Origin of the sequence: Labrys monachus (assembly GCF_030814655.1) — a bacterium.
In the GTDB taxonomy this organism is placed as follows: domain Bacteria; phylum Pseudomonadota; class Alphaproteobacteria; order Rhizobiales; family Labraceae; genus Labrys; species Labrys monacha.
The window spans coordinates 6,103,605-6,116,303 of the sequence record NZ_JAUSVK010000001.1; the positions used below are offsets into that span (position 1 = coordinate 6,103,605).

Sequence of the window (12,699 nt, forward strand, 5' to 3'; positions counted from 1 at the left end):
GCGCTTATGGACCGGACGTCGGCGCCCCGAACGACCCTACAGGCCCCAATCGTCCCGATGTTCCAGGAAGCCGCGTTCGCGCAGGGTCTTCACCACGATTTCGGCGAGGGATTCCGCCGTCGCCCCGGGCGTGCGCAGGACGAGTTCGGCCTGCTCCGGCTTCTCATAGGGGCTGTCGATGCCGGTGAAGTTGCGGATCTGGCCGGCCATCGCCTTGGCGTAGAGGCCCTTGGGATCGCGCCGGATGCAGTCCTCGATCGGGGTGTCGACGAAGATCTCGATGAACTCGCCGTTCTCCACCAGGGAGCGCACCAGGCTGCGCTCGGCGGCGAAGGGCGAGATGAAGGAGCACAGCACGATCAGCCCGGATTCCACGAAGAGCTTGGCGACCTCGCCGACGCGGCGGATGTTCTCGACCCGGTCGGCATCGCTGAAGCCGAGATCGCGGTTGAGCCCGTGGCGCATATTGTCGCCGTCGAGCAGCATGGTGTGGTGGCCGGCACGGGCGAGCTGGGCCTCGACCAGATTGGCGATGGTCGACTTGCCGGATCCGGACAGGCCGGTGAACCAGACGACCGCCGCCTTCTGGTGCTTCATCGCGGCGCGCGCCGCCTTGTCGATGGTGTGGGAGTGGCGGTGGACATTGGTGGCGCGGCGCAGCGCGAAATCGATCATGCCCGCCGCCGCCGTCTGGTTGGTGGTGCGGTCGATCAGAATGAAGGCGCCGGTCTCGCGGTTGTCGCGATAGGCGTCCAGCGCCACCGGCACGCCGGTTGACAGGTTGACGACGCCGATCTCGTTGAGCTGGAGCGTCCGGGCGGCCAGGCTCTCCTGGGTGTTGACGTCGATCTTGTGCTTGATCGAGGTGACCGCCGCCGGCACGAATTTGGTGCCGATGCGCATCATGTAGGAGCGGCCGGGCAGCAGGGCCTCCTCCGCCATCCAGATGACATGGGCCGCGAACTGGTCGACCACGTCCGGCCGCTCGGAAGGAAGCGACAGCACGTCGCCGCGCGCCGCATCGATCTCGTCGGCGAGCGTCAGCGTCACGGCGTCGCCCGCCACCGCCTCGTCGAGATCGCCGTCCTGGGTGACGATGCGTGTCACCACCGAGGACTTGCCCGAGGAGGCCACGGTCACCGCGTCGCCGGGGCGGATCGAACCGGAGGCGACGGTGCCGGCGAAGCCGCGGAAATCGAGATTGGGCCGGTTGACCCATTGCACGGGAAAGCGGAACGGCTTCCTCAGCCGGTCGGAGGCGATGTCCACCGTCTCCAGATGCTCGATCAGGCTCGGCCCCTGATACCAGGCGATATTGCCCGAGCGGCTCGAGACATTGTCGCCGTAGCGGGCCGACATCGGGATCGGCGTGACCGAGGAAAAGCCGAGCCCGGCGGAGAAGGTGGCGAAATCGCTGACGATGCGGTCGAACACCGCCCTGTCATAGCCGACGAGGTCGATCTTGTTCACGGCGACGACGACATGGCGGATGCCGAGCAGCGAGCAGATGGTGGCGTGGCGCTTGGTCTGCACCAGGACGCCCTTGCGCGCATCGATCATCAGCACGGCGAGATCGGCCGTGGAGGCGCCCGTCGCCATGTTGCGGGTATATTGCTCGTGGCCGGGCGTATCGGCGACGATGAAGGAGCGCCTGGCGGTGGAGAAGAAGCGATAGGCGACGTCGATGGTGATGCCCTGCTCGCGCTCGGCCTCGAGCCCGTCGACCAGAAGGGCGAGATCGATGTCCTCGCCCGTCGTGCCGTGGCGGCGCGAATCCTTGGCCAGCGCCGCGAGCTGGTCTTCGAAGATCAGCTTGGAATCATAGAGCAGGCGGCCGATCAGGGTCGACTTGCCGTCGTCGACGGAGCCGCAGGTCAGGAAGCGCAGGAGCTCCTTCTCGCGGGGCTTGAGCATTTCGGCGAGGGAGGGATGGGCGTTCATCAGAAATAACCCTCGCGCTTCTTCTTTTCCATCGACGCGGCTTCGTCGCTGTCGATCAGGCGGCCCTGGCGCTCGGAGGTGCGGGCGGTGAGCATCTCGCGCACGATGTCCTCCACCGAGGTGGCGTCCGAATCGATGGCGCCCGACAAGGGATAGCATCCGAGGGTGCGGAAGCGGACCCGGCGCATCTGCGGCACCTCGCCCGGCTCCAGCGGCAGGCGTTCGTCGTCGACCATCAGCATCGTGCCCGAACGGAACACCACCGGCCGCTCCTTGGCGAGATAGAGCGGCACGATCGGAATGTCCTCTTCCAGGATATATTGCCAGATGTCGAGTTCGGTCCAGTTGGAGAGCGGAAAGACGCGGATCGACTCGCCCTGCCGGATCTTGGTGTTGTAGAGCGACCACAATTCCGGGCGCTGGTTCCGCGGATCCCAGCTGTGGCTGGCGGTGCGGAAGGAGAAGATACGTTCCTTGGCGCGGCTCTTCTCCTCGTCGCGCCGGGCACCGCCGAAGGCCGCATCGAACTTGTAGCGGTCGAGCGCCTGGCGCAGTCCTTCGGTCTTCATCACCTGGGTGTGCAGGGAGGAACCGGAGTCGATCGGATTGATGCCGCGGTCGAGCCCGTCCTGGTTGATGTGGACGATGAGATCCAGGCCGTAACGCAGCGCGATCTCGTCGCGGAAGGCGATCATGTCCCGGAACTTCCAGGTCGTGTCGACATGCAGCAGCGGAAACGGCAGCTTGCCCGGAAAGAAGGCCTTGAGGGCCAGATGCAGCATCACCCCCGAATCCTTGCCGATGGAATACAGCATGACCGGATTGGAGAATTCGGCCGCGACTTCGCGCATGATGCCGATCGACTCGGCTTCGAGCCGCTTGAGGTGAGGAGACAGGGAGCGAGCCATGAATGTCTTTTCACACGCAAAAATGCGTAATTGGGTGAATTTACATAGAAGGTCGGCCATGGCCGCGCAAGTGCGTTTCGCGCATGGTAATTATGAAGCACGCCGGCCCGGCGACCTCCGCCCCGCCTCGCCCTCGCACGGCGAAGCAGGATCCGCGCTCGCCCGCCGGAATTTACCGCGATCCCGCGGCCTGCGGCAAGATGTCCGCGCAGGCACGACGCGCCGCCCAGGGGCTGAGCGTTCCATGCATGGGAATGCCGGCACTCCGATGAAGGCTCCTATCCGAACCGCTTCAGGTCGAACGGGGCGACCGGAACCGGCGGCCGCTCGCCGGCGACGAGCGCGGCGACGATCGCGCCGGTGACCGGCGCCAGGGTCAGGCCGAGATGCTGGTGGCCGAAGGCATAGACGAGGTTGGACGCCTGCGGCATCCGGCCGATCGCCGGCAGATAGTCCGGCAAAGTGGGCCGCGCGCCGACCCAGCGGTTCCAGGGCCCGGCGGCGGGCAGGCCGAGGGCGGCGGCGTGGCGTTCCAGCCGCCGCCATTTGCGGGCGTCGGGCGGCGCGTCGAGCCGGCCGAATTCCACGAAGCCCGCGGCGCGCAGGCCGCTGTCGAAGCGCGTCACGATCATCGAGCGTTCCTCGAACACGATCGGCGGCATGCCGGCCGGCCAGGCGTGGGACGGGCTCTGGATGTGGTAGCCGCGTTCGGCGATGATCGGGGCGCGGACGCCGAGCATCGCCATCAGGGCGCCGCTCTCGACGCCGACCGAGAGCACGAGATGCGGCGGGCGCAGGCGCTCGCCATCGTCCAGCACGGCTTCGGCCAGGCCGCCCCCGAGCCGGAGGCTGCGCACGAACCCTGTCCGGCGGTCGCCGCCGGCCTGGCGGAAGGCATGATCGAGCGCCGACAGAACCGCCGCGGGGTCGGCGACCTGGCCGGTGTTCTCGAAGACGACGGCGCCGGCGGGCGGCGTCCGCATCGCCGTGGCGAGCCAGGCGAGCTCGTCGCGGGAGGCGGCGTGGAAGCGCGCCTGGCCGACATCGGTGCCCTGCCAGGCCGCGAGGCCGCGCGCCGCCGCCGCCTCGCCGTGCCACACCACCGCATGGCCGCCCTCGCGCAGCAGGCCGCGCGGCTCGAGGCTGTCGGACAGCTCCCGCCAGGCCGGCATCGCCTGGGCGAGGAGGGAGCCGAGCGCCGCCCGGCCGGCGGCGAAGCGGTCCGGCCGGGCGGCGCGGGCGAAACGCAGGGCGAAGGGCAGCCATCGACCGGCCTGTCGGGGCGGCAGCGAAACCGGGCCGCCGAACAGCGCGAGGCGGCGCGGCAGCGAGCGCAGCGTCGCCTGCGAGGCCAGGGGTTCGGCCTGCTCGATGGCGATATGGCCGGCATTGCCATAGGAGGCCGGCGGCGGACTGCGCGCCGGATCGATCAGCAGCGTAGCGACGCCCCGGCGCTGCAGGGCCAGCGCGCAGCACAGGCCCACGATGCCGCCACCCATCACGACCGCTTTTTCCGCCGCCACGAAACCTCCTCGAATGCCGCGGGGCATTCCCTCTTGATTCCGAGTCATCGTATATAGTATACGATTCCTGCGGACAATGGAGAACAACGATGAAGACGAACTGGAACGGAGTGTTTCCCGCGGTGACGACGCAGTTCGACACCGATCTCGCAATCGATGTCGACGCCACGCAGCGCGTTCAGGATGCACTGGTACGGGATGGTGTCAACGGCCTCATCGTCCTCGGCACCTGCGGCGAGAACAACTCGCTGGAGGCGGATGAGAAGCGCCTCGTCCTCAAGGCCGCCGTCGAGGCGGTCCAGGGCCGCGTCCCCGTCGTCACCGGCGTCTCAGAACTCGATACCCGCCGCGCCATCGCCTATGCGAGGGATGCCGAGAAGCTCGGCGCCGACGGGCTGATGGTGCTGCCCGCCATGGTCTATGTGCCCAAGCCCGAAGAACTCACGGCGCATTTCCGCCTGATCGCCGAGGCGACCTCGCTGCCGATCATGCTCTACAACAACCCGCCGGCCTATCGCGTCAACATCGGCGCCGACGTGCTGCGGGCGCTGGAGGACGTGCCCAACATCGTCTGCGTCAAGGAGAGCGCGCCGGACCCCCGCCGCTTCACCGACCTCATCAACATTTTCGGCGACCGCTTCGAGCTCTTCGCCGGCCTCGACGACGTCGCGCTGGAAGGCCTGATGCTCGGCGCCAAGGGCTGGGTCTCAGGCCTGACCAGCGCCTTCCCGCAGGAATCGGTGCAGCTCGTCAAGGCGGCCGCCCGCGGCGACTGGGAGATGGCGCGCCGCATCTATCGCTGGTTCATGCCGCTGCTCCATCTCGACGCCGAGCACGACCTCGTGCAGTCGATCAAGCTCGCCGAGCAGATCATGGGCCGCGGCTCCGAACGGGTGCGCCCGCCGCGCTGGCCGCTCACCGGCGCCCGCCGCGCCGAGGTCATCGCGATGGTCGAGAAGGCCGCCGCCACCCGCCCGAGCCTGTCCCTCGACAAGGCGGCGTAACGCTCCTCCGGCCGCGGCGTTTCCGTGCCGGTCGGGGACCGGCACACCGGTGGGCGGGTCCCGACCCGCCCCTTCGGATCCACGCATACCACCCACCAGAAACCGGCGACATCATGAGACACACCTTCTTCTGCATCGACGGACATACGGCCGGCAATCCCGTGCGCCTGGTGGCCGGCGGGGCGCCGCTGCTGCGCGGCGCCAGCATGTCGGAACGGCGGCAGGATTTCCTCGCCCGCTTCGACTGGATCCGCACGGGCCTCTGCTTCGAGCCGCGCGGCCACGACATGATGTCGGGCGGCTTCCTCTACCCGCCGACGCGAGCCGACACCGATATCGGCATCCTCTTCATCGAGACCTCGGGCTGCCTGCCGATGTGCGGCCACGGCACCATCGGCATCGTCACCTTCGGCCTGGAACACGGGCTGATCCAGCCGGCGACCCCGGGCCGCCTGCGCGTCGAGGTGCCGGCTGGGGTCATCGATATCGCCTATACCGTCGAGCAGGGCCGCGTCACCTCGGTCCGCATCGTCAACGTGCCCGCCTATCTCGCCGCCAGCGGCATCGAGATCGAGGTGCCGGACTTCGGACCGCTCACCGTCGACGTCGCCTATGGCGGCAATTATTACGCGATCGTCGAGCCGCAAGGCGCCTATCGCGGCCTCGACGCGCTCGGCGCGGCGCAGATCGTCGCGCTCAGCGGCGCCATCCGCCGGCTGGTCGCCGATAAATTCGTGCCGGTCCACCCGCTCGACGCCACCATCCGCGGCGTCAGCCATGTGCTGTGGGCCGACAAGCCGCGCGGCGACGGCGCCGACGGCCGCAACGCCGTGTTCTACGGCGACAAGGCCATCGACCGCTCGCCCTGCGGCACCGGCACCTCGGCGCGCCTCGCCCATCTCGCCGCCAAGGGCCGCCTGAAGCCCGGCGACAGCTTCGTACATGAGAGCTATATCGGCAGCCGCTTCGTCGGCAAGGTCGAGGGCGCGGCCAATCTCGCCGGCCAGCCCGCCATCATCCCCTCGATCACCGGCTCGGCGATCGCCACCGGCTTCAACACGATCTGGATCGACCGCGAGGACGCCTTCTGGGAAGGCTTCCAGGTGGTGTAGGCGGGAGCGCGGACATCCTGTCCATATGCGCCGGAATACTAGATCGGCTGCCTTCTCCCGAGCGGGAGAAGGTCCCGGCAGGGGGATGAGGGACTGAACCGGGACGGGTGAAGCGCGAAAGACCTGCTTGCATCGTCGACGTCAGGCCCTCATCCGGCGCTACGCGCCGCCTTCTCCCACTCGGGAGAAGGAAAATCGCACCAAATTCTGCAAACCCAGCGCTCCCACCCAGGCCCGCAATGCCCCTCATCGACCGCAAAGCCCTGCCCGAACGCATCGTCGACGTCATGCGCAGCCGCATCATCGCCGGCACCCTGGCGCCCGACACCTCGATCCGGCAGGACGCCCTCGCCGCCGAGCTCGGCGTCAGCAAGATCCCGGTGCGCGAGGCGCTGGCGCGGCTGGAACAGGACGGCCTGATCGTCTCGCAGGCCAATCGCGGCTTCTTCGTCGCGCCCCTCTCGGCCGAGGAGGCCTATGACGTCTTCGGCCTGCGCCTCAGGATCGAGCCCGACGCCGTCGCCTGGGCCTGCGACCGCGCGGGCTCGGACGATCGCGTCCGCGCGCGGAGGGCCCTCGATGCGCTGAACGCCGCCATCGCCGGCCATACGCCCGAGATCGGCGCCTGCAACCGCGCCTTCCATTTGTCGCTCATCCGTCCCGGAGACCGGCAGGTGACGCTGCAGATCGTCGAGCGGCTGCACGTCCTTGCCGAGCGCTACGTGTTCAAGCATCTGGAGCCGTCGAGCCGCAATGCCCGCGCGGAGGCCGAGCACGAGGCGCTGTTCGAGAGCTGGGCCGCCGGCGACGCCTCGGCCGCGGCCGCCAGGACGACGGCCCATATCGAGGCGACGCTGGCCGATCTGACCGACCAGTTCCAGGCGGCCGAGACGGCGTGAAGCCCGCCGCCGGACCGGGTGGCCGTCCTATCGGACCCGCGTCCAGCCGACATTGCGGCAGAGGAGGCCGCCGAGCATGCAGCCTCGGGTCTGCAGCCTGCCGGCGCTCAGGGTCATGGTCATCGCAAAGGTCATCCTTCGCTTCGGGTCGTAGGCCTGCCCGGCCCACATCGCGGCGCCCGTGGCCTTCAGCGTCATTTCCAGCCGATCGCCCACCTTCTCGCTGCTGTCCCGGTCGCGGATCCAGGTGTTGGTCGCACACACCGCCTTGCCGCACGGCGCGATCCGCACCTTCGCCTGCCCGTCGTCGCGCGACCAGTTGCCGAACGCATCGCGGAGATGCCCGGCCTGGGCGCTCTGCGCCTCGGCCCCGCCGGACAGCGACAGCATGCCTGCAACGGCCAGGCAGGGGATCGGCAGGTGCTTCCTCATGATGCCGCCTCCCGGTGGACGATCGAATAGAGGCCGACATCCAGCGCATCGGCGCGGAAGCCCGCCTCGCAATAGCTGAGATAATAGGTCCACAGCCGCCTGAACGAGGCGCTGTAGCCGAGCTTCTCGATCTCGGGCCAGGCCGCCTCGAAGCGCGTCCGCCAGTCGTGCAGCGTGCGGGCGTAGCTGTGGCCGAAATTCTCCGCCGCCACGAGGCGAAGGCCCGCCTCCTCCAGCCGCCGGCGCATCAGGGCCTTGGTCGGCAGGAAGCCGCCGGGAAAGATGGAGCGCTGGATGAAGTCCGGCCGGGCCCGATAGCCCTCGAAACGCTCCTCGGCGATGGTGATCGCCTGGATGACGGCGCGGCCGCCGGGCTCGAGCCGGCGGGCGAGCGCGTGGAAATAACCCGGCAGGAAGCGCTCGCCGACCGCTTCGATCATCTCGATCGACACGATGCGGTCATAGCGGCCCTCGATCTCGCGATAGTCCTGCAGGCGCAGGTCGACCCGATCCGCGATGCCGGCCTGCCGCACCACCGCCCGCGCCATCGAAAGCTGGGCGGGCGACAGCGTTACCGCCGTCACGGCCGCCCGCTCGCCGCCGAGCCGGGCCGCCAGGGCCCCCCAGCCGCAGCCGATCTCCAGCACCCGGTCGCCAGGACGCGGCTGGAGCGCCGACACGATCGCATCGATCTTGCGGCGCTGCGCCCGTTCGAGCGTATCGGCCGGCTCCGCATAGATCGCCGAGGAATAGATCATGTCGCGGCACAGCCACAGGCGGTAGAAGTCGTTGCCGAGATCGTAGTGGAAGGCAATGTTGCGGCGGCTGCCCGTCCTGGTATTGGCCCGGGCAAGGTGGCTCAGCCGGTTGAGGAGGCGGCTCGGGACCCAGCCCGACAGACGCTCGACGATGGCGCTGCCGTTGCGGGCCACGAGCTCGATCAGCGCCGTGAGGTCGGGGCTCGACCAGTCGCCGCGCACATAGGCCTCGGCGAAGCCGACATCGCCGCCGAAGGCCAGGCTGCGGAGCGCGCGGCGCCGATGCACCACCAGCACGCCCTGCGGACCGTCGATGCCGGTGCGGTGCTCGATCGCCTTTCCGCCAGGCAGGACCACGACGAGGGAACCGCTCTCCACGCAGGCGAGGAGGCGGCCGAACAGCCACGCCGTCGGCCCGCGCATCGCCGCCCGCCGGCCCGCGCCTTCCCGTACGGCCTGCTCGCCAGCCATAGTCCCGACCGGCCCCGCCGGTGCCGTCATCTGCGAAGTCGCGTCAGCCATGATCATGCCGCCTGGTTGGAGAGACCGCCGTCACCGGGCTTGCCGGCGGGGGCGGACGCGGCCTCGTCCGCATGCCCTTGATCCAGAGGCGCAGGGCCTCCCAATGGATGCCGCCGAGAACCCGGACCATCTGGAGGGGATGGCCGAGGAAGGCACGCAGCAGGGCGCCGTCGCTCCATTCGACCCGCGACGCCGCGTGGGTCGCGACCAGCAGCGGGCCGCCGCCGTCCCCGACCGTGATCGTCAGCGCCAGCCTCCGGGCCGGCAGCGAAAGGCGGAAGGCATAGTCCAGCGCCATGTCCATGAAGGGGGAGACGTAGAAGTCCTTGGCGACAGCTTGGCGCACCACGCCGCCCGCCTCCGGCGCGGCCGGAATGAGATAGGCGTGGCGCTGGCCGAACGTGTTGTTGACCTCGTAGAGGACCGCCGCCAGCGTGCCGTCCGCGCGGTGGCAGAAGAAGACGCTGAGCGGATTGAAGGCGCAGCCGAGGATGCGCGGCATGGTCCATACCCGGATCGCCCCGCCCGCATCCGCCAGGCCCGCCGCGGCGAGATGGGATGCGATCTGGCTCCGCAGGCCCGGCGCCGTTCCGTCGCCGTAATCGGCATCGTGGAAGCTGAAGAGATTGAAGCGGTTGCGGGAGAACAGGCGCGAGGAGCGCGCCAGCGCGTCGATCTCGTCGAGATCGAGCAGGACGGAAAGGACGCGGTAGCGCAGGCGATGCACGGCCGGACGCAGCCGCCGATGCTTCACCCAGCCGTCATAAAGGGCCGATGCGGGCCTGTTCATGCCGCCTCCTCTTCCGCCGACGGCAGCGGCGGGGCGTCGATATGGATGCGGCCGGATTCCTCCGCCACCCGCCAGGGCCGACGGGCGCCGCCGAGGGCTTCGGCCACCGCGAGCCCGGCCTGCAGCCCGTCCTCGTGGAATCCAGCGCCAAAATAGGCGCCGGCGAACCAGGTGCGCCGGCGGCCCTGCAGGCGCCACAAGGTTTTCTGCGCCGCCATGGCGCGGCAATCGAAGATCGGGTGCTCGTAAATTTGCCGGCAAATTATCTTGTCCGCCTCGATCGCGGCCGTCGGATTCAGGGTGACGAACAGCGGCATCGCCTCGTCGATGCCCTGCAGGCGGTTCATCCAGTAGGTCACCGAGAGCCGGTCCGCCTCGCCGCGCTGCGAGAGGTAGTTCCAGCTCGACCAGACCTTCCTCCGTCTCGGCATCGTGGCGGGGTCGCGATGGAGGACGGCCTCGTTGCGCCCATAGGAGAAGCAGCCGAGCATCGCGCGCTCGTCCTCGTCCGGATCGGCCAGGAGCCCGAGGCTTTGATCGGCATGCGCCGCCAGCACGACGTGCTCGAACATCTCGGGCGCCGCGCCCCAGGGCTCGACGACGACATGGCCGGACACGCGCCGGACACGCTGCACCGGCGTTCCGAGCCGGATCCTGCCCTGGAAATCGTCCAGCAGCGCGCGGACATAGACCCGGCTGCCGCCCGCCACCGTCCGCCAGACCGGCCTGTCCGAGACCTTGAGCAGCCCGTGATTGCTGCAGAAGCGGATGAAGGCGGCGGCGGGATAGTCCATCACCCGTGCTGCCGGAATCGACCAGATCGCCGCCGCCATCGGATAAAGATGATCTTCCCGCAGCGCCGCCCCATAGCCGTGGCGGTCGAGATAGGCGCCAAGCGGGAGATCGCCGGCGATAGCCGCATGGCCGGGAGCCTCGCGGTAGAAGCGCAGGAGATCGCGCAGCATCGACCAGAAGCGCGGGCTGACGAGATTGCGCCTCTGGGCGAACAGGCCCGCCAGGTCGGTGCCGGCATATTCGAGCCGGCCGGAATCGAGCGAGACGGCGAAGGACATGTCGGACGGCATGGTCGCGACGCCGAGATGGGCGAAGAGAGCCGTCAGATTGGGATAGGTCGCCTCGTTGTAGACGATGAAGCCGGTATCGACGGGAACGGTGCCGTCCGCTCCGGCAACCTGCACGGTATTGCTGTGGCCGCCGGGCCGCGGCGAGGCCTCGAACAGCGTGACGTCATGGCGCTTGCCGAGGAGCCAGGCGGCGGAGAGGCCCGAAATGCCCGAACCGACGACGGCGATACGCTTCTTTCCGGAACTGCCGCCTTGTCGTACAACTTCATTCATGCCTGCACCGTCGAGACTTTCCGTGAACCGGCGTTTGCGACCCGTGCGGGAGATACGTCGGCGGCAGGCGGGTGGATCACTGATCCAAGGCCCTGCAGCCTGCGTAAGAGGAGCATGCATGGTGCCCTGGCCCAGACCCGCTGTCCCCTTCCCGCCTCCCTGCCTCTCCAGGAACGAGAGACGGGAGCGCGGCAGAAATCGCGCGCGATGATGCGGTCCTCCCCGTCATCCCCCGAGGCGAGGACGGCCGCCAACGCGCTCGTCGTCGCCATCGCGGAGCGGGCGGACCGCCAGGCCTTCGCCACGCTGTTCGATCACTTCGCGCCGCGCGTGAAGGGCTTCCTCATCCGTCGGGGCACCGATGCGACGACCGCCGAGGAAATCGCCCAGGAAACCATGCTCACCCTGTGGCGCAAGGCCGGCACCTTCGCGCCGGACCGCGGCAATGCCAGCACCTGGATCTTCACGATCGCCCGCAATCTCGCCGTCGACCGCCAGCGCCGCGGTCAGATCGTGCCGGAAGGGGAGGCGGAGCCGAGCGAGGAAGCCGATCCGCTGCCCTCGGCCGAAGCGCTGCTGATCGCCGCCGAGCGGGAAAAGCAGCTCCGGACCGCGCTCGCCAAGCTTTCGCCCGAGCAGAGCCGTATCGTCGACCTCTCCTTCTTCCAGGGCCACGCCCATTCGGAGGTGGCGATGCAACTCGGCATTCCCCTCGGCACCGTCAAATCGCGCATCAGGCTGGCCCTCGCACGGCTGCGGGCGCTTCTGGACGATCTGGCATGACGATCCACCATCATCCGCAAGACGACCTGCTGCTGGCCTTCGCAGCCGGCACGCTCGCGCCGGCGCTGCGCCTCGTCGTCGCCGCGCATATCGAGGGATGCGCGGCCTGCCGGCATCTCGCCGGCCGCTTCGAGGCGGTCGGCGGCATCCTGCTCGAAGACGGGGCGCCGGCGGCGATGGCTGCCGACGCCCGCGACCGCGCGCTGGCCACCCTCGGCGCCGCTGCGGCGCCGCGCGCCGCGGCGTCCCGACCGCGCCATCCCGGGCCGGGCTTCCTGCCGCCGGGCATCGCGATGCCGGCCGCGCTGAGGGACGAGACCGTCGGGCCCTGGCGATGGGTCGCCCCCGGCATCCGCATCAGCCGGATCGAAGGCCTGTGGCGCGCCCCGGTGCGCGGCTTCCTGCTCAAGGCCGCCCCGGGCGTGGCGGTACCGATGCACGGCCATCGGGGCGTCGAGCTCACCCAGATGCTGGCCGGGACGCTGATCGACGGCGACGAGCGCTATGGCACGGGCGACTGCGCACAGGCCATGCCGGACGACGAGCACCAGCCGCAGGCCGATCCGGAGGCGGGATGCATCTGCCTCATCGCCATCGACGGCCGCACCAGCCCGACCCATTGGAGCGGCCGGCTGATCCAGCGCTTCATCGACATCTGACCGGGAGGGA

The 12,699-nt window shown here is 69.2% G+C and carries 12 protein-coding genes; 5 read left to right on the forward strand and 7 right to left on the reverse strand.

Features of this window, described 5'->3' with window-relative positions; genetic code table 11:
- Window positions 1–36: 36 nt before the first annotated feature.
- The 3 genes from cysN to J3R73_RS27855 all read right to left on the reverse strand — a co-directional run bounded on the left by cysN (window position 37) and on the right by J3R73_RS27855 (window position 4,372).
- Window positions 37–1,941 carry a sulfate adenylyltransferase subunit CysN gene (gene cysN, locus J3R73_RS27845; protein ID WP_307435040.1) on the reverse strand — a complete coding sequence of 635 codons (1,905 nt, stop codon included), beginning with the start codon at window positions 1,939–1,941 and terminating at the stop codon, window positions 37–39.
- Window positions 1,941–2,849, reverse strand: coding sequence for a sulfate adenylyltransferase subunit CysD (cysD, locus tag J3R73_RS27850; RefSeq protein ID WP_307435043.1), 909 nt, complete (start codon window positions 2,847–2,849; stop codon window positions 1,941–1,943). Before cysD ends, cysN begins: the two co-directional genes overlap by 1 nt.
- A 278-nt stretch (window positions 2,850–3,127) precedes the next feature.
- Window positions 3,128–4,372 carry an NAD(P)/FAD-dependent oxidoreductase gene (locus J3R73_RS27855; protein ID WP_307435045.1) on the reverse strand — a complete coding sequence of 415 codons (1,245 nt, stop codon included), beginning with the start codon at window positions 4,370–4,372 and terminating at the stop codon, window positions 3,128–3,130.
- An 89-nt stretch (window positions 4,373–4,461) separates the two neighbouring features.
- Between J3R73_RS27855 and J3R73_RS27860 the strand changes: the two genes are divergently transcribed.
- The 3 genes from J3R73_RS27860 (at window position 4,462) to J3R73_RS27870 (ending at window position 7,387) form a co-directional block, all read left to right on the forward strand.
- The gene (locus tag J3R73_RS27860) at window positions 4,462–5,376 is read left to right on the forward strand and encodes a dihydrodipicolinate synthase family protein (RefSeq protein WP_307435050.1); all 915 of its coding nucleotides are present in this window, start codon (window positions 4,462–4,464) and stop codon (window positions 5,374–5,376) included.
- A 110-nt stretch (window positions 5,377–5,486) separates the two neighbouring features.
- On the forward strand, window positions 5,487–6,488 hold the full coding sequence (locus J3R73_RS27865) for a 4-hydroxyproline epimerase (protein WP_307437741.1): 1,002 nt from the start codon (window positions 5,487–5,489) through the stop codon (window positions 6,486–6,488).
- A 239-nt stretch (window positions 6,489–6,727) separates the two neighbouring features.
- Window positions 6,728–7,387, forward strand: coding sequence for a GntR family transcriptional regulator (locus tag J3R73_RS27870; RefSeq protein WP_307435057.1), 660 nt, complete (start codon window positions 6,728–6,730; stop codon window positions 7,385–7,387).
- 27 nt (window positions 7,388–7,414) lie between these two features.
- On the opposite strand, the gene J3R73_RS27875 is transcribed toward J3R73_RS27870, so the two are convergent.
- Genes J3R73_RS27875 through J3R73_RS27890 form a run of 4 tightly spaced genes read right to left on the reverse strand, consistent with a single transcriptional unit; the run spans window position 7,415 to window position 11,247 of the window.
- Window positions 7,415–7,819 carry a DUF2147 domain-containing protein gene (locus J3R73_RS27875; protein ID WP_307435059.1) on the reverse strand — a complete coding sequence of 135 codons (405 nt, stop codon included), beginning with the start codon at window positions 7,817–7,819 and terminating at the stop codon, window positions 7,415–7,417.
- On the reverse strand, window positions 7,816–9,099 hold the full coding sequence (locus J3R73_RS27880) for an SAM-dependent methyltransferase (RefSeq protein ID WP_307435061.1): 1,284 nt from the start codon (window positions 9,097–9,099) through the stop codon (window positions 7,816–7,818). The genes J3R73_RS27875 and J3R73_RS27880 overlap by 4 nt, the downstream gene beginning before the upstream one ends.
- Complete coding sequence (locus J3R73_RS27885) at window positions 9,092–9,889, reverse strand: DUF1365 domain-containing protein (protein ID WP_307435063.1); 798 nt, start codon at window positions 9,887–9,889, stop codon at window positions 9,092–9,094. Before J3R73_RS27885 ends, J3R73_RS27880 begins: the two co-directional genes overlap by 8 nt.
- The gene (locus J3R73_RS27890) at window positions 9,886–11,247 is read right to left on the reverse strand and encodes an NAD(P)/FAD-dependent oxidoreductase (protein ID WP_307435065.1); all 1,362 of its coding nucleotides are present in this window, start codon (window positions 11,245–11,247) and stop codon (window positions 9,886–9,888) included. The genes J3R73_RS27885 and J3R73_RS27890 overlap by 4 nt, the downstream gene beginning before the upstream one ends.
- Window positions 11,248–11,454: 207 nt before the next feature.
- On the opposite strand from J3R73_RS27890, the gene J3R73_RS27895 reads away from it, so the two are divergent.
- Window positions 11,455–12,030: a sigma-70 family RNA polymerase sigma factor gene (locus J3R73_RS27895; protein ID WP_307435066.1), complete on the forward strand. Its 576-nt coding sequence runs from the start codon at window positions 11,455–11,457 to the stop codon at window positions 12,028–12,030.
- On the forward strand, window positions 12,027–12,689 hold the full coding sequence (locus J3R73_RS27900) for a ChrR family anti-sigma-E factor (RefSeq protein WP_307435068.1): 663 nt from the start codon (window positions 12,027–12,029) through the stop codon (window positions 12,687–12,689). Before J3R73_RS27895 ends, J3R73_RS27900 begins: the two co-directional genes overlap by 4 nt.
- Window positions 12,690–12,699: the final 10 nt, after the last annotated feature.